Below are 19,529 nucleotides of genomic sequence, written 5' to 3'. Positions count from 1 at the left end.
TAGGTTTTTATGATAAAAAGAAACTTTACCCATTTAGGTAAACGTTTAGGTTTGATCGGTGGAGTGTTAGTATTAATAGTACTCATGCTAACCCCGTCGCCTGAGGGCTTATCTGATGAGGCATGGAGAACAGCTGCAATAACAATATTAATGGGGATATGGTGGTTGACAGAGGCCATTCCCATATCTGTAACTGCACTGCTGCCAATAGTTTTATTTCCCATATTTGGTATTACTACTATTTCAGAGGCAACATCGCCTTATGCCAATCCACTTATTTTTTTATTTATGGGTGGATTTATAATAGCCCTGGCAATGGAAAAGTGGGATCTTCATAAACGAATTGCAATCAATATTGTCAGTTTTGTTGGAGTTAAACCCTCTTCTATTATCATAGGATTTATAATAGCGGCTGCATTTTTAAGTATGTGGGTTAGTAACACGGCTACCGCAATTATGATGTTGCCAATAGCTATGTCAATATTGGAGTTGGTAGACAGAGATGAAAGCTCAGAAAAGATAAACTTTGAGATTGTACTGGTATTATGTATTGCATATGCCTGTAATATTGGAGGGATGGGTACACTCATCGGTACGCCTCCCAATGCTTTATTAGCCGGTTTTGTTCTTGAGAATTATGGCATTGAGATCACATTTTTTGATTGGATGCTTGTTGGAGTTCCCATTGTTTTGGTGTCACTTCCACTAATGTATTTAGTTTTGACAAAGTTGATTTACCCGATAAAAATTAATGTCTTACCGGGTGGTAAAGAATTGATTCAAAAACAGATGAATGAATTAGGCTTCATGTCATCAGAGGAAAAAAAGGTTGCTTCTGTTTTTGTAGCAGTGGCTACACTTTGGATATTCAGGCCTTTCATTTCAAATTACATTCCGGGTATTTCAGATGCTGGTATAGCAATTGCAGCATCTGTGATTCTTTTTATCATCCCTTCTGATCTTAAGAATAATGTATTTCTTCTAAAATGGTCGGATACCAAGCGTTTGCCCTGGGGCGTATTAATTCTTTTTGGTGGTGGATTGAGTATGGCATCTGCTATCAGTTCTACAGGTTTGGCTACCTGGATTGGAACCGGAATAGGAGCACTAAATACCTGGCCAATACTGTTGATTATCTTTATTGTGATATCGCTAATCATCTTTTTAACAGAGATGACAAGTAATACAGCTTCTACAGCAGCTTTTTTACCAATATTAGCCTCAGTTGCCATTGGGTTGGGAGAGAATCCATTACTCCTTGCTATTCCCACTGTATTAGGTGCCAGTTGTGCTTTTATGCTTCCGGTGGCAACACCTCCTAATGCCATTGTTTATGGAAGCGGGAAGATTACTATTCCTGAAATGGCTAAAGCCGGTTTTTGGCTAAATATCCTATTTATAATATTATTGACACTCGCCTCTTTAACAATTATTGGGTTTGTATTTGGAATTGAAGCAGGGGTATTACCTGAGTGGGCGAGGTAGCCATTAGGCTTAGCTCAGGCTTTTTTTGATGAAGAAAGATGAATTGTTAAGCAAAAAAAATGAGTCGGCTTTATACAATCCGGTCTTAATCAAAGAAATCAGCAGAAGATTAAAGAACTCTTCGCGCAGCCAGGTAAGTTTTCTGCCAATAATCTTCTTCAAGGCTTGATATGATAACTCCGAAACTTGTAGAAGCATGCAAAAAGTCATCTTGGTTTATCATAACGCCCACATGATATGATTTTCGCCCTGTCTTAAAAAACACCATATCCCCTGTTTTCAGCTCTCTTTTTTTGATAGCTTTTCCGTGTTCCAGTTGCTCTAAGGTGGTGCGGGGAATGATTTCGAAAAAATAATCCTCAAAAACAACCTGCATAAAAGCAGAGCAATCGATGCCTTCATAACCGGCCCCGCCAAGTCTATAGGGAACTCCTTTCCAGTCTTGGTAAGCCAACTCGAGGAATTCTTGCCGCTCCTTAATCTCAGGAGGAGTATTTTCTTCATTTACCGAACTGCTTTTGGGCGGAGTATCTTCCGGTGAATTTACAGGCGTTGTCGAGGTGGTTTCTTCTTCCCAGGGAATAGTCCCGCGCTTAACGGTCCCGCAGGCTGCAAGAATTACCGCCGTAAAAACTATAAGGCTCGCTTTTTTAATGGTCATACCGTCTGATTTCATTATCTGTAAATATAAACGGATATGCTTACTTTTGGAGAAGAAATTCTAAATTTAATTCCGCGGTTATATCAATGAAATTACTTGTAAATATTGATCACGTTGCAACACTAAGGAATGCCAGGGGGGAGGGATATCCCGATCCTGTTGATGCAGCTCGAATTTGTGAAGAAGCAGGGGCGGCCGGTATTGTTTTTCACCTTCGCAAAGACCGTCGCCATATCCGGGATGAAGATGTATATAGGTTAAAAGAAAGCGTTCGGGGAAAGCTGGATTTTGAGATGGCCGCATCAGATGAGATGCTGCAAATTTGTACGGAAGTGAATCCACACCTGTGTACCCTGGTTCCGGAAGGAAGGGAAGAATTGACAACCGAGGGCGGTTTAAAAATGCACACGGTATTTGACGATTTTAAAAGCCGCGTATTCCCGGCGCTCAGGAAAACAAATATTGAGATCAGCTTGTTTTTGGATCCCAATCCCGAAGACATTGAACTGGCACATAAGCTGGGGGCTGATGCCATCGAGCTGCACACCGGAACGTTTGCCAATGCCGGGCCCGGTAAAAAACAACATGAACTGATCCGGCTGCGAAAGGGAGCTAAGTTAATTAATGACCTTGGAATGAAAGTTAATGCCGGTCACGGTTTGAATCTGGAGAACCTTCCCGATCTATTGGAAACCGTTCCGCACTTAAATGAAGTAAGTATCGGTCATGCACTTATTAGTAAATCCATTTACTGGGGCCTGGAAAAAACAGTAAAGGCATACCTGGAAATTATCGAGGATTACACAAGTTGAATATCCGATATCCACCGCTGAATAATTAATTACTGAGTAGTGGATGAAGATATATAAATCATCATTTTAATTAATTGAAAGAAAATTAAAACCTCCGCAAAACATATCGCTGACCGAATTCGACTAATGATTGCTACTAAGCAGTTTCAGGTGGGTGAAATGTTGCCGTCAACGCGGGAGCTGGGCCAGCAGCTTGAAGCTAGTTTTCACACGGTTCGAAAAGCCTATCATATTTTGGAAGACGAAGGCCTGATCCTTGGAGAACAGGGGCGCGGTTTCACCGTAAAAAACCAGAATACACTGTTGGATAAATCAGCCAGGCTGGAAGTGGGCGGAGAGAAGGTTCAGGCATTGGTGGAGGAACTCATTGGTTACGGACTTGATGAATCCGAAATCGAGCTTTTATTCCAGGAACAGCTGGGCTTTATGGAATGGCCGGACCGTATTCAAACAAGTGCGAGTGTGGGAGAAAATTATGAGTTGGGGCGAATGCTTTCAGATGCCATAAAAAAACAGGTAGGTGTAAAAAGCCAGGTGATTGACATCAATGAATATGAAAGCGCAGCTAAATATGATGCCTTATTCGTACCGATCCACCTCATGAGCCATTTCAGGAGCTTAAAGGAAAGTTTACTGGTGTTACCTATTGTGTATGATTACGACCCGGATATCCTGCTTTCTATGGTCGATCGAGTGGCCATTGATACCATCGGATTGGTAACCGGAAGCGAAGAAAGTATTCCAAAAATTATCAGTGAATTGAAACGCTCTATTCATTTTGAAGGATCGTTTGTTGCGGGTACCATATATGGCAAGTCATTACCGCTTTTTGTTCGCGAATCAGACCTTATCTTGTACACTCCGGAAAGTGCGCGATTGGTAGAGCAGAAAGTCCCTGAAAAAAACCGGTTGCGATTAGAGTATCTTCTGTCTGAAAAAAGTTCAGAAATGATTCGCGCTGAATTATGGGATCAGTGAAATTTTAAATTGAATAATGTTGAATGTTAAATGGACTCACTATTTAACATTCAACGTTTAAAATTAAGCATTACTTGATTAAGAAAGTTTTACAAGAAGCTATTGAGGCTATTGAAAAAGAAATTCTTGCTGTGAGGGAAACCCCATCCACGGATGTGCTTTTCAGCGGTGAACTCGAAAAGATCTCAGGGGAATTTATATATACGTTTGAGACGCAGAATAAAGGCCTCAGGTTTGCCGAAGAAATAAAGGCAAAAATTGATAGCAAGGAATACAAAGTTCATCCGGTGGAATTTAAAGACAAAAAAGTGCGTCTGGAATTCCCCAAAAACGTAGGAAATAAAATTGGAGAGGTGTTTCTTGAGTGGGAGAATGATTTTGTGCTCAAAAAGATGGAAGAGCACCTGTTCAAACTTCAGGACAAAGCCGATGAGATTCCTCAGCTGAAAGCATTGCTGCAACCGGAAGAATTTTTCAAAGAACATGCCGGTATTGCTGAAATAAAAGTGGATGACCTTCGCAATGATGCCCAGAAAGAAGCCATCCAAAAATCTCTCCAAAACAACATTTTGTATGTCTGGGGACCGCCCGGAACGGGGAAGACAGCAACGCTGGGTTATGTTGTGGCCAACTTGTTGCGGCAAAAGAAACGGGTGCTTTTTGTTTCCAATACTAATCGCGCAGTGGATGTGGGGTTGTTGAGTGTTATTGATGCCTTAGAGGAAGTTGACCCGGGCTTCAATCTTCAAAACACCACCCGCTATGGTGAAGCCGCTTTAGATGAGTCCCGGCTGGAAGACATCCTTTTTGAACACCAGGTGAAGACAAAGCTGGACAGCCGCAAAGCCGATGCGGTGACGCTCTCAAACCTGCTCAGTAAGTATGAAAAACTTCAGGAAACGGTCGATGGCTTGATGCGCAACGGCGAAGAAGTACCGGAAAAACTGGAACTGGAATGTCAGCTTGCGGGAAACAAACTGGATGAGCACGGTGGGCCTGAATCCGTTGAAATTGAAATCGATCGCCTGATGAATTTGAATGAGCGCTATGAGCTCAAGAAAAAGCAGTTGGTGGCAACAACGCTTGCCAAGGTATGCACTTCAGAACTGTTTTATAACCTCAGTTACGATGCTGTGGTCGTTGATGAAGGGTCTATGGCCGGAATTCCCTATATGTTGTTGATGGCTGCTAAAAGCAAAAAACACCTGGTTGTAGCCGGTGATCCCATGCAGCTTCCGCCGATTGCCATAACCAATCACCCTAAATCAAGGGATTTTCTGGAGCAGGATATTTTCACCTTTGTATCTAAATCAGGGACTACGGAAGAACTATTTAACTGGCACGATATTAATCCCGATTTTACCTGTTTTTTCGATGTACAGTACCGGATGAAAGATGACTTGGCCGGGGTGATAAGTTCGGTATTTTACGAAGGAAGGTTGAAGTCAGGGGAACCTAGAGACGGAAGGATAACCGATGGAAGTATTGCTTCCGTGGCCTTGATAGACACCACAAAATATAACCCGGTTTTAGAACAAGAGTCAGGTGAGCGAGGGTTTAAACCGGTAAATGAAGTCCATCACCGGCTCATTGAGGAAAGTGTAAAACGGCTTACCAAAAATCATGCTTCGGATGATATTGGAATTATCGTCCCCTTTCGAAATAGCGTCTATAAGGTTCGAAATCATTTGTGGGAAAAAGGATACCGGGATATTGAAGTGGGAACCATTCACACTTTCCAGGGACGCGAGAAATCCGTGATTATATTTGATACCGTAATGAGCGGTGAATGGCAAAACGGTGGTATGCGCCACTATTCCGTCCGTCCTTTTGATGAAAAGAAAAATGGACTTTCGGTTCCCCGGTTACTGAATGTAGCTTTTTCCCGAAGCAAAGAATTATTGGTGATTATTGCCGATATGGAGCATATTGAAAAAGTATATGGCAATAAATTCTTGGGTAGATTGCTTGGCTCCGTAAAAGAAATTTCGATTTAAGAGATATTAGATTTAAGATTGAAGACATAAGGTTGCAGGCAATAGAATAACGAACAAACAAAGTGTCAAAAATACTAAAGTGTAAAAATTACGAGTGGAAGGGAGTAGAGCGAAAGGAGTATAAATCCGACACTTCTTGTTACCAAGGCGTACACCGCTATTCGCTATTGGGAGAAGGAGAGGATGAGCACCCGCTCAATTTTCAAACCCGGTATTTTGAGGTGGAAAAAGGCGGATATACTTCACTGGAATATCATCGGCATCCGCACTCGGTGGTTATCATTCGCGGGGCCGGATCCATGATTCTGGGAGATCAGGTGCATGAACTGAGTCTGCACGATGTGGTATTTATTTCCCCGGAAACCCTCCATCAGTTTCATGCTGATAAAGGTGAGTCATTGGGCTTTATATGTATTGTAGATCGGTATCGCGATAAACCCGTCTTACCTGATGAGGCATATCTGGAAGAGAAGATCAGTTCAGATAAAGTGCTGAAAAAATTAAAACGGTAATTTTAAAAAAGGGTTGAATTGTAGCCATGAACACTCTTATATTTGGTGCTCTCCAATAGGAGACATTTATTGATAATAAGCGGGAATAGCTCAGTGGTAGAGCATCACGTTGCCAACGTGAGGGTCGCGAGTTCGAATCTCGTTTCCCGCTCCAAAAGGCAGAATTCAGCAATGAGTTCTGCCTTTTTTGTTTTGTATGAAAAAGTCAATGAACTTGCGAGTTCTGTCTACGGCATTCCTGTGGAAGAAACTCGGTCCCCCTTCAAAAAGGCCGTTGAGCAGAACTTAGTTACTTTGTTGTTCTATTAATTTGATGATTGAAAAATCCTGCAATTGTTAAATTGACCCATATTTAGTATTTACATATTGTTGGGGGAAATTTATTAGCATTTTAAGGGAGAATTTTTAAATTAAAGCATCATACTAAATAATAAGTAGGGGGAATTATGAATAAACTATTTCTAGCATTTATCTTTTTTTTACTTCCGTTTTATACATATGCTCAACAAGGGCAAAATTTATCGGAAGAAGGAGCTATTGAAGTTGTGAGGGCACATTTTTTCAATAAAAACTATACACCCGGTCTGGATTCTGGTGAAAACTTCCTAAAGCAGTTTCCAGAATCAACAGAACTTCATGCATGGTATATAGCTAATCTTGCACTGTCTGAAAAAGAAGAAAAGGCAATAAAACTTGCTGAAGATCTGTATCAAAAATATCCGAAAGATTCATGGGCTCTTTTTGCTTTGGTGAGAGCTTTAAGTGCGCATGATGACAGAGGGGGAGAGGCAATGGATTTGATGGATAAGATGGTGTCTATGAATCCCAATAATGAATATTTTCATTGGTTAAAAGCCGCTACTATATCTAACCAAGAAGGTACAGAGACGTCAGTAGCCTATTTAGATAAAGTGATTGATGAGTTTCCGGATTCAAAAGCTTTACGATCTTTGTGGGCGGGTGGGTTATTGGCTTCCAATTATCGGGCTCAAGATGATAATCAGAAAGCCCTTTTTAAGAAGGGATTGGAGATTTTAGAAGAATTACGAAATCAGGATCCGGAATGGATAGATGCGTATTACCGCCCCGCGTTCTACTTGCAATTTAGCGGAGATTCGGAACAAGCATATGAGCTTATTAAAAAAGCTACAGAACTTACTTCTTCCTACTCCATACATTCATTGTATTGGAGGTTGCTGATGCAAAATGATGATCTCAGTAGAGATGAAAAAAAAGAAATATTTGAAGCAGATTTGGAATCAATAACTGATGAAGTTTCTATTAGTGTAGAAATGCTTTATGGTATCGCCAATAAATACGGGCAATTTGGTGATGAGGAAAAACAATATGAATATGAAGAAAAGATATTACAGGAATATCCCGATGATGTATATGCAGAGTGGGTTTATGTAAGCCGATATAGGGCTTTTTTATCAGAACACAGAGAAGAGATATTTGAAGAAAAAAAAGCGGAACTAATAGAGGAATACCAACAGTTACTATGGGATTTCATTAATAAACCGAATCACATTAGAAAGAGTTTACTTGGGGATGCATATCGACAGTTATTTTTTCAATTGAGAAGCTCTGAAGAAGTGAACCCGGAGATTTTTCTTGAGGTTGTAAATGGGATGGTTGAATATGAGGGAATTAATGTTCACATAACACATGGTTATGGTCCAGTAGCCTTGGCTGAAAAAACAAACTACTATGAACGGGCCAAAGAAATTGCTCGCGAGGGAGTCGTACTTGCTGAGGAAAAAATTAATGGACAAAATGAACGGGGTGTTTACGAAACTGAAGAAGAGTATTTAAAGGGCATGGGGCGGTACAAGGGTAATATTTACAGTGCACTGGGATGGGTTTTCTTCAATGAAGGAAAACTGGATAGTGCTCAAAAGCATTTGTCAATGGCCTATTCTCTTCACAGCGAAGATGTAAATATACTATACAGGCTGGGACAGATTTACGAAAAAAAGGAAGAGCTTTCAAAGGCCGAGAATCATTATCAGGCCGGAGTAAAGATTTCCGGCACCGGGGAAAACCCAAATGAGGAAGCTTTAAAGAACTTATATCTTAAAATGAACGGTGACGTCGAACGCTTCGAAGATTATTTGGCTGCTGTAAAGAAAGTGGGAGAAGGAAACCGCAAGGAAGAATTATTGTCTGAAATAATAGAAAACCCGGAACTCTTACCGGAATTTAAGCTAAACGATTTGGCTAATGCCGAATTCAATTCAAATAAGTTAACCGGGAAAATAACAGTAATAAACTTTTGGGGACTATGGTGTGGCCCCTGTGTAAAGGAGATGCCGGATATTCAGAAGCTCCATGAAAAATTTGAAAGTAATCCAAATGTGGAAGTTATTACTATCAATAACGACCCGGATATTGACAAAGTTAGAGAGTGGATGATAGAGAATGAATATACTTTTAAAGTCCTTAGGGATAATGGGTATCTAAGTAAACAGGAAGTTTATGTTTTTCCTACAACCTGGTTTACTAACAAAAATTCGGAAATAAGTTTTGTCCACGAAGGATATACTGAAAATCTGGTTGAAGAATTTTCCTGGAGGATTAATTATTTATCACCCAAGGATTAATTATAGATATTGGATTTTAGTGCTTTACATCGAATCCAGTTTCGAGCTTTTTTTGTTTATGTCCCGCGCCACAGGGTAGGGGTCAGGTGAGGATGTATATTTTTGGAATGTATCTTTTGCTTAACTCGTTATCTTATGCAAAGCAAATAATCAATTACCATTAACTATTAACCAATTACAAAAAACCATGCCTACAAAAAAAGCAGAAGCCGTCTGGAAAGGAGATTTGAAATCAGGGAAAGGAACTATGAAGCTGGAAAGCGGTTCCTACGAAGGAGCGTACAGTTTTGCTACCCGGTTTGAGGATAAAGCCGGCTCAAACCCCGAAGAACTTATAGGCGCGGCCCATGCCGGTTGTTTCTCCATGGCATTTTCCAACGAATTGGATAAGGCCGGTTTCACCCCAAATTCTGTTGAAACTCATGCTGAGGTAACTATTGACGGGGGAGCAGGTGCCATTACCACCATCAAACTGATTACCAAAGGGGATGTACCGAATATCGGTAACGATAAGTTCCAGGAAATAGCACAAGCGGCCAAAAAAGGCTGCCCGGTTTCAAAAGCATTGACCGGGGTGGATATCCTGCTGGAAGCCACACTCGATAATTAAGCTTTATTTCGTAATTAAGAAAAAGAGTCAGAAATATTTAAAGCCCGTTGCTAAGCGACGGGCTTTTTACTTGTTTGAAGCTCACTCAGTTAATTGGAGAGTTCAGAGATGTTTTGTTCAGTCTTGGTGATAATTTCCCTTAGCACAGTCAGAAATAATTCTATTTCTTTCAAATGACTTCTCACGGAGAGCACCACAAATCGAAAGCGAAATTCATTTTCGATGCGGGTAGTAGATAGAAATACTCGCCCGTCATTAACGATCGCTTTGTGCAGTTTTTTGTTCATTTCATCCAAGTCAGCTACACCATCCGGAGCCCATCGAAACGTAAATACAGTTAAATCGGGTTCGGCACCAACCTCAATATCTTTCATTTGATCAAGCTTTTGCCAGGTATAACGAGTCAACAGCAGCTTTTCTTGCAAGGCACTGCGGAATGCTTTTATCCCGTGTAGTTTGAGTGGCATCCACATTCGAAGCCCCCTGAAATGTTTACTTAGTTCGGGGGAAAGTTCTGCCGGAGAATACATGCCTGCATCTATTTTAGTGTCCTGCATGTAATGGGCATCATAACGGTGTGCTTTGGCAAGCTTTTCTACATCTTTTACAACCAGTGCTCCCGAGCCATATGGTAAAAACAGTCCTTTGTGAGGATCGAGGACCACCGAGTCTGCCAGATTTATTCCCTTTAATTTTTGTTTCCCTTCTTCTGTGAGTAAGAAAAAGCCGCCATAAGCTGCATCTACATGATACCACAGATTTTCTTCGGAAGAAATTTCACCTATCTCTTTCAGGGCATCTATCGCACCAGTATCTGTTGTGCCTGCCGAAGCCACAATCATCCATGGAATTAAACCCTTTTCCTTATCTTTCTGAATAGTCTTTTTCAGTTCTGGGCTTTTCATCCGGGATTTATCATCGAGGTTTATATATCGCTTCGCACAATCTTTCATCCCGGCTATCATAAGCGCCCGATCCACACAATGATGGGTTTGTTCAGTCAAATAGACGACGGTTCTGGAAATATCCTGTGATCCGATTTTGGCATTTTCTCTTGCTGTTACTATAGCCGTCAGGTTCGCCATGCTGCCTCCCGAAGACAGATATCCTCCGGCCTTTCCGTCATAACCAATGAGTTCTGCCATCCAATTGATGAGCTTAGTTTCAAGTGCAACAGCCCCGGGGGATGAAAAATAAACGCCCGCATATCTGTTTGTAATTGCAGTTAGATAGTCTCCAACCGCACTGCTGAACAGCCCTCCGCCGGGTATATAGCCAAAGTGTGCTCCTGAAGCTGGATTAAGCCCCGGTGGCACAATCTTATGTTCGATGTCTGATATTACCTTCTCTACGTTCGACGGAGCATCGGTAAGAGGTTCATCAAGCAGTTTGTTTACAGTTTTATCAAACTTTTGATAAGCTTTTTGAGCATCCAGTGACTGGAGAAAATGATTTGAATAATTCAATGACTTGCTCAGAAGAAGAGATCGTTCTTCGGAATCCGGTTCCAAGCTCTTGGCTTCTTTAGCTAATGAAGTAATCTGTGCTTTCGTCATTATTTATGTAAGTAAAAGAGTGATATTAAATGTAAACTTGAATTCCCGTTCAATTTCTGTAGAAAGGTATCATTTTCTATTGGGATCTATTAAAATAGCTAATATGCAGAATATAAAATTATAACTGTAATTGAGATGATCTATCATTTGAATTGTTAAAGCAGAATGATCAAGAAAAAATTAATCTGTCGGCGGAAGTAGGTCTTTTTTTATAAAAAGTTCCTAAATAAGCAATAATAGCACTTCATAGTTTGAAGGGCTTTGTTATTTTGAATCAAAGGACAGATATAATATAAATGGATCCAGATTTGATTATAGTACGATTTAAAAAGGTTTTAGCCGCTGCAGTTATTGGAGTATCATTTTTTGGAGGAGGATGGGCTTCAGCTACCCCTTATTTAGATTCGTCATTTGGTTTGCTTAAAAGTGACACCACGCTGGTAAATGAATTATTGGAAAAAGGAGATAGGGCTATTCTTGCCGGGGATTTGAGTTTAGCCGAGGAGTATATTAATCGTGCGGACAGTATTGCAAAAAAAATCGGGTTTTCTAAAGGGCAGGAAATGTCTATTGGTCTTTTAGCTGAAGTATATATAAATCGGCAAGAAACCGAACTTGCCGTTTCGCTGCTCAATGAAGCAATTGAAAGATTCCCTGAAAGTGAGAAGATGGTCCAATATCATAACTTATTGGGAAGGGCCTATGATATGGAGGAAAAGCCTTTAAAGGCTATTGCAAGCTTTCAGACAGCTATTGAATTTACCGAACGGCTTCCACAGAATGAGAAAGAGCGATTAAGAATAGGCTTGACTCAAAATTTGGCTGTTATTTATAACAATTTGGGTCAACGTAACAAGGCATTTAAGAACTATTTATCTACAATTGAGTATGCTGAGGCAACCGGAGATACGTTGATGCTTGCCGTAGTGTATAATAATGTTGGCAAAGCATATAACGACTACGAGGAATATGGAAGGGCAGTGTATTATTTGGAAAGATCTCTGGATTTCGCTCAAGCCAAAAACGCCAAAGCCGATATTTACAGGGCTCACTTGAATCTTGCAAATACACTAAGCAACATGGAGCGGTATGAAGAAGCTTTGAATCATTATGAGGTAGCCGAAAGGTTATTTTTTGAACTTCGTCCTAATTCTCCGCCCGCCATTATTCTTCATAACCGTGGGGCGACGCTGGCTAAAATGGGGCAGTATGAAAATGCGGAAGAATTGTTGAAACAATCTTTAGCAATGAGCGAAGCCGGCGGGATCACTGAGGGAATGTACTATAATCATTATGTGCTCGGAAATATGTATATGGAGCAGCAGCGAAGTGAGGAGGCTATCCGTCATTTGGAGGCTGCTGAGGAACTTGCCGTTCGATCTTTAAATACGGACTTGGTAATTACTTCAAGGGAGAATCTTTACAAAGCCTACGCTCAGGCCAATAGATATGAAGATGCGTTTACTACATTGAATACGCATAAAGCTTACTCAGACAGTTTAACCGATATCGAAAAAGAAAAAGAGTTGGCCAAACTTGAAAATCAGTTGGAATTAAACCGGCAGAATGAAGTGAATCGGCTTTTACAGGAAAAGCAAAGCCAGCAAGAAAGCAAATTACAATTTCAATTTATTTTGATTGTTGCAGCAATGCTTATCATTGTATTGATAGTTGTAATATTGTTTATAATGCGAAAAACAGCTCGAGAAAAAGAGGAAATTCTTACGCAGGTAAGAGCTCAAAAAGAGGAGTTGGAGCAGCTAAACAGGGACAAAGATAAATTGTTTGCCATCATAGCTCACGACCTGCGCACTCCACTTAGTTCTATGCAAGGAGTACTTTATTTGTTTAAAGAAAAAGCGTTGTCTGAAGAGGAAATGGAAAAAGTGGTTCAGGAACTGGAAATTTCAGTTCAGAAAAATGTAGATGTCATGGAAGATCTGCTGGTTTGGGCTAAAGAGCAACTTTCCGGGGTAAAAATGGATTTTGGTCCGGTTCAATTACAACCGTTAGTTAAAGATATAATTTCATCTCAAAAAATATTGGCAGATAAGAAAGGGATATCGATTATTCAAAATATTGAAGAGGGTGCAACTTTAAAAGCAGATTCAAATGCTTTGCAATTGGTAATCAGGAATTTGCTTTTAAATGGAATAAAATACACGAATCAGGGGGGTAGTATTGAAATTGGCACTCAGGAAACAAGAGAAAAAGTCATTATTTATATAAAGGATACCGGTATTGGAATTCCTAAGGAAGCTTTTGATAAGATTTTTGATAGCAAATCATGGACGCGAGAAGGTACTAACAAGGAAAAGGGAAGTGGCTTTGGTCTCAGCTTAAGTAAAGAATTTGTGGAGAGGATGAATGGGAAAATCTGGTTTGAAAGTGAAGAAGGAATTGGGACAACCTTTTTTATTGAATTACCTACAAATAGTTGAATGTCTATTACCAAGCAAGAAGTAATGAATAACAATGTGCATAACCTGTCAATAATTTGTTACAGTTATAATTCCCGAAACCCCCAATCATTTCTTATCTTTAAGACTCATCAACCCTCATAAGTTTGGAGCTTTAAATATGAGCGATAAGCCTCGCGAATATTGTGGAATTTACGGTATCTATAATCACCCGGAAGCGGCCATTCATACCTACTATGGATTGCATGCCTTGCAGCATCGTGGGCAAGAGTCAGCCGGTATCGTCACTTCGTATTTTGACGATGAAAAAGAACGGTATGCCATGCCGGCCTATAAAGATTTCGGCTTGGTGTTAAATGTATTTAGCAAGTCTAAAGTTTTTAAGAAGATTTTGAATGGTAAAAATGCTATTGGTCATAACCGTTATTCAACTTCAGGATCGTCCAAAAATCCTGCTAATATTCAACCGTTCAGAGTACATTATAGAAATGGGAATCTGGCCATCGGGCACAATGGGAACCTCTCTAATGCCAAACAAATTCGGGAACGCTTCAGGAAAGAAGGGGTTCTTTTTCAAAGTACTTCTGATACGGAACTTATTCTCCACTTGATTTCTCACAGTTTATATGAAGATCAGATGGATCAAATTATGGACGCACTTCGTCAAATTGAGGGGGCGTACTGTTTAGTGATTTTGACCGATGATAAACTTATAGCTGTGCGTGATCCCAATGGATTTCGCCCGTTGGCACTGGGTAAAGTAGATGGGGCTTTCTGTGTTGCCAGCGAAACATGTGCTTTCGATATTAACAATGCGGAATATATTCGTGATGTGGAGCCCGGAGAAGTAGTTGTTATTGATAAAGAAGCAGCTGAAAAAGGAGAACCTAAATCATATTTTATTCCGCCAACAAAAGGAACGGGAACCAGTCAGTGTATTTTTGAATATGTATATTTTTCCCGGCCTGATAGTATGATTTTTGGGGAAATGGTGGATAAGATCCGTCGCAACTTGGGTAAGCGGTTGGCAAAAGAACATCCTTTAAGTGAAATCATTGAAAATGATACCACAGGAAAACGCCCGGTGGTAATTTCGGTTCCCGATTCCAGTAATACTGCTGCATTAGGTTATGCCACGGAAAGCCAAAAACTGGGGCACGATTGCCAATATGATATGGGGCTCATCCGAAATCATTATGTAGGCAGGACTTTCATATCGCCGGGGCAAAAATCACGGGAGCAAAAAGTAAGAACCAAGTTCAATCCGGTGCGTGGAGTGCTGGAAGGCCGGCCGGTTATAATAGTGGATGATTCAATTGTACGGGGAACTACATCCCGTTATTTAGTAGATATGATTCGGGATTGTAATCCGTCTGAAGTACATTTTCTGGTAAGTTCACCGCCAATTATAAGTCCTTGCTTTTACGGAATGGATTTCCCAAGTCCGGATGAATTAATTGCTAACAAGTTTGACCGGGATATCGAAAAAATGGCCAAGGAAATTGGTGTGGACAGTTTAAGATATCTTTCTCCTGATGGATTGGTAGGTGCCGTTAAAGAGGCGAATCCATCCGGTCATGATTATTGTACTGCGTGTTTTACCGGAGATTATCCCGTACCGGTGAATTTTGGGATAGAGAAAGAAGCAAATGAGCTTATTTAATGTTTAATGCCCAGCCGAAGTTTATCACCAGTGCAACAAAACTTGAAGAATGCCCTCCCGCCGGTTTGCCGGAAGTTTGTTTTGCCGGAAGATCTAATGTTGGGAAGTCTTCTTTAATAAATGCGTTGTTGAATAAGAAAAATATTGCTCGTACATCAAACGTGCCGGGTAAAACGCAGCAGATGAACTATTATCAGGTGGGGGAAGAATGTTTTTTTGTTGACCTGCCCGGTTATGGATATGCAAAGGTTCCTAAAAAAGAACGCGAACGCTGGGGAAAGAATATCCGTGAATACCTCCTGGACAGAGAGTCGCTTAGGCTGATCTTGCAGGTCGTGGATGTACGGCATGATCCCAGTCAACTAGATGAGGATTTCTTCTATTGGATGGGGATGAATGAAAAACCTTTTGCCGTTGTGCTTTCCAAAGCTGATAAGATTTCAAAGAATAAAGTAAATCAATCGAAGGCTCAGGTCCGGCGAATTATGAAGGAAATGAATATAGAAGTCCCGATTCTGCCATATTCAGCCAGCTCCCGGGATGGGATTGATGAGATTAAAGCTCTAATTGCTGAATTTATATCTTCTTCTTAAAGTATTTTGTTGGCTTACCGTATTATTGATACTCCTATAACCACACGAAACCCTCGCACTTTATCAAAGCATGGAAACCTTTACCGTACGCTACCTTGTAACTTGCTATGAGGATGAAAAGATCGATGAAAAACTTCGGTGGATTTGTCTGGAACAGAGTGTGGAGTTACCTGAAGACGTGGTATCTCGCAAAATTTTAGATAAGGTGGCCGGGACAGTAACAGAAGTAAGTAGCTTTAGCCCCGGACGGTATGAGGCGGTTATTGAGTGGCCTTTGGATAATGCGGGAAATGATCTCACACAATTTTTGAATATTCTTTACGGAAATATCTCCTTGAAAAGAGGTATAAAAATTATATCCGTGGATTGGGGTAATTTGAACAGTTTATTTAAGGGAGCAAAGTTTGGCATTGAGGGAATCCGGGAAGCATTTGGAATCCGTAAACGGCCAATGGCGTGTGGGGTACTAAAGCCTATGGGGTTTTCTGCTAATGAACTTGCAGCACAAGCTTGTGAATTTGCCTTGGGCGGAATTGATATGATTAAAGATGACCACGGCTTGACAAACCAACCCTATGCTCCATTTGAGGAGCGGGTTTCAAAGGTGGTTAAAGTATTGGGACAAGCCGTAAATGAAACCGGAAATCTCACCCGTTATTTTCCCAACATTACAACTTCTGGTTCCAGGTTGATGGAGCATTACGAGCTTGCTGCTGATTTAGGAGCTGACGGGGTTTTGGTTTGCCCACATCTTTCCGGATATGAAGCCATGCACGAATTGGCACAATCCAAGCTGGATTTGCCCATCATAGCTCATCCGGCATTTTCGGGAACCCTGGTTACTGATCCGGAGCATGGCTTTACTCCTGCTTTTTTATATGGGGAATTGTATCGAGCCTTTGGTGCAGATTTCGCCGTTTATCCAAATACCGGCGGGCGATTTTCTTTTACCCCAAAAGAATGTCATGAACTGAATGAAGCAGCGAGAAACATGGAAAAATCATTTAAGCCAATATTTCCAATGCCGGGTGGGGGAATGAAACGAGAAACTATTCCTCAATGGATGAGGGAATATGGAGAGGATACGGTTTTTTTATTGGGTGCAAACATGCTTCAGCACCCGGAAGGAATTCGGAAAGCTGCTGAAGAATTACAAGAAATTTTAGAGGGATAAGCTCCTGTCAAAAGTCATTATTCAGATATCGGTTCTTCAGCCTTTTCTCATCTACCCGTTTAAACTGCTTTAGTTTTTCTTTAGATGGGGAAGCCAGTGTCATTTCTCGTTTCCCCAAGGCACCTGTTGCCCTGGCAACATGCCAGTTTGAGGCACACATGGCTCCGCGCGCTTTCGAGGCCGCACAGTACGTTGCCAATACTGTTGTAGGTTTTGAAAAAGTCCGCAGCTTTTTAAAAACTTCATCGGTCCAAAGCTCTTCATTTACCTCCGGTGAAAAGGGATCATGAAAGATGAAATCTGCCTGTAGTTCATCGGGTTTAAAAGCTTCAAATTTTCCTATAAACAAATTCAGCTCTGCATCTACTTCACCCACCGGCTTTTTGTGATTTATACCGGGCTGCAAATTCTTAAAAATATCAGGTAAAACATCATTCAATTCTTGATGATTAATGTGGCCGGAAAAGTCAAATTCGTCAGCAGTTTCAGCGCTCACCGGAAAAGCTTCAATAGAATAAAATTTGACGGGGATTTTGGAGCCGCGCTGTTTCAAGATATCCAGCAGCAACAGAAAGTTTAATCCTGTTCCAAAACCTATTTCCAGAATCGTCAGGGAGGTGGCAGTTTCCAGGTATTCATTTAATCCGGAGGACTCAAAAAATACATGTAAACTTTCGGTAGCCGCTCCATTTGGGTTGTGATAATATTGACTGAATTGTTCAGAATACAGTGTAGAAGAGCCGTCTTTGGTTGGGTGTATCTTAGGAGACATTCTTAAAAAGTAATTAGAAAACAGGGCCGACAATCCAGGATAAATCAAAAGGCCCTTTAGTTTGCCTAAACCCGGTAGACATTCATAAAAAGTTCATTTAAAAATACTAAAATGAAAGATAAATACTGCGAGAAAAGATGAGAAAGAATACCCAAAATATAGTGATTGATGCTACACTATTTCTATGCCTGTTAGTGCTGTTATTCACAGGAGTCATTATGTATGTGTTACTGCCGCCGGGCAGTGGTGAAAAAGCTTTTATTAGCTTATCACGACATGATTGGGGAGATATTCACTTTTGGACAGCGGTAATATTTACGCTGATTCTTGTCATACATTTGGTACTGCATTCAGCATGGATCGTGAACAGTTACAATCTTTTTAAGAAAAAAAAGCGAACTTAATTTTTAGCATGCAGAATTACCTTACCGTAATTCGTTTTGGCAGTAATGGAAGTTGCTCCGTTTCCAATGGTTCCCTGAGCGCTTCCGGATGAGGTGGTACCCTGGAAATCAAGTTCAGAATCAATTTCTATTGAGCTCCCGGCTAAATTAAAGGACGCATTTTCGGATTTGGGTGTCCAAAGGGTAATCGTGCCTGCTCCTGTTGTTGCAGAAGAATTTCCGTCAAGTTTTAGAAAGCGCAATTCAATATTTCCGCCGTTGGTAGAGGCATCAACAGAACCGCCAAAATCATAAGCCTGAAGATTTCCCCCGGCTGTTTTCATGATTAATCTGCCGGTGGAGTTTTGTGTGTGAATACTGCCTCCCTTAGAGTTTAAAACCAGATGCCCTTCAGAATCAGAAATGGATATATGCCCACCCCCGGTTTCTGCACTGATTTTCCCTGAAATATTCTTCAAAGTTATATGTCCGCCAAGTGTTTTATAATTTTGTTCCCCGTGGATATCTTCTGATGAGATATGACCGGCGTTCGTAAGCATATGCACACGTATATTTTCAGGTATTGAAAGGGTAGCCTGTAACTGAATATTTAGGTTTTTTGATTGGCCAGTTTGAGGGGTTATTTTAAAAAATGCCCGATCGGCTGTAATATTTGTAGAAGTGTTAATTTTTGATTGAAGATCTGCTTTTGTTGAAATTTGGCCGGATGCCTTTACAGTAAACTCGGCTTTGGGGCCTGAACTTCCGATTACATCAATAGAACCAAAAGGTAATTCCAGCCGGGTTTCTTGTAGAGTTGTTGCATCAAATTCTTTTGCATAAGCAAACACACCGGGGGAAACGGCTGTCCAGTTTCCCGAAGAGGCCGGTACGATTTTGTCAACAGAAACGGTGCCTTTTTCAGTATTGACAACTACGTTCACACTCTCTTGTTCAAACTCCTGCATTACTTCATCAATTTCAGCTTCAAATTCAGTCCTGACTTCAGCAGGTAAAAAATTAGTAAGGTTTTTGAGGTTCTCAAGATTACGCAGGTTCTTGAGATTTTCGAGATTCTCCAGGTTTTTAAGATTCTCAAGATTTTGCAGGCTTTTCAGTTCGAACACCCGAATGTCATTCCCATTCAGGTTTATTCGGATGCTGTCGGCAGCAGCAGTTTCATTGGATACAGGGGCATCCGAGTTTTGTTCTATGAGGTATATAGCAACGCCCACAAAAATGAAACCTGCAATGATTATTTCCCAAGATGATGTTTTCATATGTCCTTCTTTTTATCTGACCCATACCGG

16 protein-coding genes and 1 tRNA gene are annotated in these 19,529 nt (G+C 40.8%); 13 read left to right on the top strand and 4 right to left on the bottom strand.

Annotated features, from left to right (window positions below; genetic code table 11):
• Positions 1 to 9 precede the first annotated feature (9 nt).
• The gene (locus HUJ22_RS08030; RefSeq protein WP_290876008.1) at positions 10 to 1,485 is read left to right on the top strand and encodes a DASS family sodium-coupled anion symporter; all 1,476 of its coding nucleotides are present in this window, start codon (positions 10 to 12) and stop codon (positions 1,483 to 1,485) included.
• 109 nt (positions 1,486 to 1,594) lie between these two features.
• Here the strand turns inward: HUJ22_RS08030 and HUJ22_RS08025 are convergent, their stop codons facing one another.
• Positions 1,595 to 2,161: an NlpC/P60 family protein gene (locus HUJ22_RS08025; protein WP_290876006.1), complete on the bottom strand. Its 567-nt coding sequence runs from the start codon at positions 2,159 to 2,161 to the stop codon at positions 1,595 to 1,597.
• Positions 2,162 to 2,232: 71 nt separating this feature from the next.
• Between HUJ22_RS08025 and HUJ22_RS08020 the strand changes: the two genes are divergently transcribed.
• The 7 genes from HUJ22_RS08020 to HUJ22_RS07990 all read left to right on the top strand — a co-directional run bounded on the left by HUJ22_RS08020 (position 2,233) and on the right by HUJ22_RS07990 (position 9,658).
• Positions 2,233 to 2,958 carry a pyridoxine 5'-phosphate synthase gene (locus HUJ22_RS08020; protein WP_290876004.1) on the top strand — a complete coding sequence of 242 codons (726 nt, stop codon included), beginning with the start codon at positions 2,233 to 2,235 and terminating at the stop codon, positions 2,956 to 2,958.
• Between the two features lie 84 nt (positions 2,959 to 3,042).
• Positions 3,043 to 3,936: a GntR family transcriptional regulator gene (locus HUJ22_RS08015; RefSeq protein WP_290876637.1), complete on the top strand. Its 894-nt coding sequence runs from the start codon at positions 3,043 to 3,045 to the stop codon at positions 3,934 to 3,936.
• A 74-nt stretch (positions 3,937 to 4,010) separates the two neighbouring features.
• Positions 4,011 to 5,933, top strand: a complete 1,923-nt coding sequence (locus HUJ22_RS08010; protein WP_290876002.1) for an AAA domain-containing protein — start codon at positions 4,011 to 4,013, stop codon at positions 5,931 to 5,933.
• 62 nt (positions 5,934 to 5,995) lie between these two features.
• Positions 5,996 to 6,445 (top strand): cupin domain-containing protein, encoded by a 450-nt coding sequence (locus tag HUJ22_RS08005; protein ID WP_290876000.1) that lies wholly within the window; start codon positions 5,996 to 5,998, stop codon positions 6,443 to 6,445.
• 79 nt (positions 6,446 to 6,524) lie between these two features.
• Positions 6,525 to 6,599: transfer RNA gene (locus HUJ22_RS08000), tRNA-Gly, on the top strand.
• Between the two features lie 292 nt (positions 6,600 to 6,891).
• Positions 6,892 to 9,048, top strand: coding sequence for a redoxin domain-containing protein (locus tag HUJ22_RS07995; RefSeq protein ID WP_290875998.1), 2,157 nt, complete (start codon positions 6,892 to 6,894; stop codon positions 9,046 to 9,048).
• Between the two features lie 187 nt (positions 9,049 to 9,235).
• The gene (locus HUJ22_RS07990) at positions 9,236 to 9,658 is read left to right on the top strand and encodes an OsmC family protein (RefSeq protein WP_290875996.1); all 423 of its coding nucleotides are present in this window, start codon (positions 9,236 to 9,238) and stop codon (positions 9,656 to 9,658) included.
• Positions 9,659 to 9,747: 89 nt separating this feature from the next.
• Here the strand turns inward: HUJ22_RS07990 and HUJ22_RS07985 are convergent, their stop codons facing one another.
• Entirely contained in the window at positions 9,748 to 11,214 is a 1,467-nt protein-coding gene (locus HUJ22_RS07985) for a pyridoxal-dependent decarboxylase (RefSeq protein WP_290875994.1), read from the bottom strand.
• A gap of 296 nt (positions 11,215 to 11,510) precedes the next feature.
• Here HUJ22_RS07985 and HUJ22_RS07980 point away from each other — a divergent pair, with 296 nt between their 5' ends.
• The 4 genes from HUJ22_RS07980 to HUJ22_RS07965 all read left to right on the top strand — a co-directional run bounded on the left by HUJ22_RS07980 (position 11,511) and on the right by HUJ22_RS07965 (position 17,064).
• Positions 11,511 to 13,655 carry a tetratricopeptide repeat protein gene (locus HUJ22_RS07980; protein WP_290875985.1) on the top strand — a complete coding sequence of 715 codons (2,145 nt, stop codon included), beginning with the start codon at positions 11,511 to 11,513 and terminating at the stop codon, positions 13,653 to 13,655.
• Between the two features lie 139 nt (positions 13,656 to 13,794).
• Positions 13,795 to 15,297 (top strand): amidophosphoribosyltransferase, encoded by a 1,503-nt coding sequence (gene purF, locus HUJ22_RS07975; protein WP_290875984.1) that lies wholly within the window; start codon positions 13,795 to 13,797, stop codon positions 15,295 to 15,297.
• The gene (gene yihA, locus HUJ22_RS07970; RefSeq protein WP_290875983.1) at positions 15,297 to 15,890 is read left to right on the top strand and encodes a ribosome biogenesis GTP-binding protein YihA/YsxC; all 594 of its coding nucleotides are present in this window, start codon (positions 15,297 to 15,299) and stop codon (positions 15,888 to 15,890) included. Before purF ends, yihA begins: the two co-directional genes overlap by 1 nt.
• A 70-nt stretch (positions 15,891 to 15,960) precedes the next feature.
• Positions 15,961 to 17,064 (top strand): RuBisCO large subunit C-terminal-like domain-containing protein, encoded by a 1,104-nt coding sequence (locus HUJ22_RS07965; RefSeq protein WP_290875981.1) that lies wholly within the window; start codon positions 15,961 to 15,963, stop codon positions 17,062 to 17,064.
• A gap of 7 nt (positions 17,065 to 17,071) precedes the next feature.
• On the opposite strand, the gene mnmD is transcribed toward HUJ22_RS07965, so the two are convergent.
• Positions 17,072 to 17,836: a tRNA (5-methylaminomethyl-2-thiouridine)(34)-methyltransferase MnmD gene (mnmD, locus tag HUJ22_RS07960; RefSeq protein ID WP_290875979.1), complete on the bottom strand. Its 765-nt coding sequence runs from the start codon at positions 17,834 to 17,836 to the stop codon at positions 17,072 to 17,074.
• Between the two features lie 137 nt (positions 17,837 to 17,973).
• On the opposite strand from mnmD, the gene HUJ22_RS07955 reads away from it, so the two are divergent.
• A complete protein-coding gene (locus tag HUJ22_RS07955) occupies positions 17,974 to 18,240 on the top strand; it encodes a DUF4405 domain-containing protein (RefSeq protein WP_290875977.1) in 267 nt (88 codons plus the stop codon).
• On the opposite strand, the gene HUJ22_RS07950 is transcribed toward HUJ22_RS07955, so the two are convergent.
• Positions 18,237 to 19,499, bottom strand: coding sequence for a DUF4097 family beta strand repeat-containing protein (locus HUJ22_RS07950; RefSeq protein WP_290875976.1), 1,263 nt, complete (start codon positions 19,497 to 19,499; stop codon positions 18,237 to 18,239). The two genes, HUJ22_RS07955 and HUJ22_RS07950, sit on opposite strands and share 4 nt — an antisense overlap.
• Positions 19,500 to 19,529 lie beyond the last annotated feature (30 nt).

The sequence above is a fragment of the Gracilimonas sp. genome, from assembly GCF_014762685.1.
In the GTDB taxonomy this organism is placed as follows: domain Bacteria; phylum Bacteroidota; class Rhodothermia; order Balneolales; family Balneolaceae; genus Gracilimonas.
The sequence above is the reverse complement of the archived record's forward strand: the minus strand, read 5'-3'. Positions and strand labels throughout refer to the sequence as shown.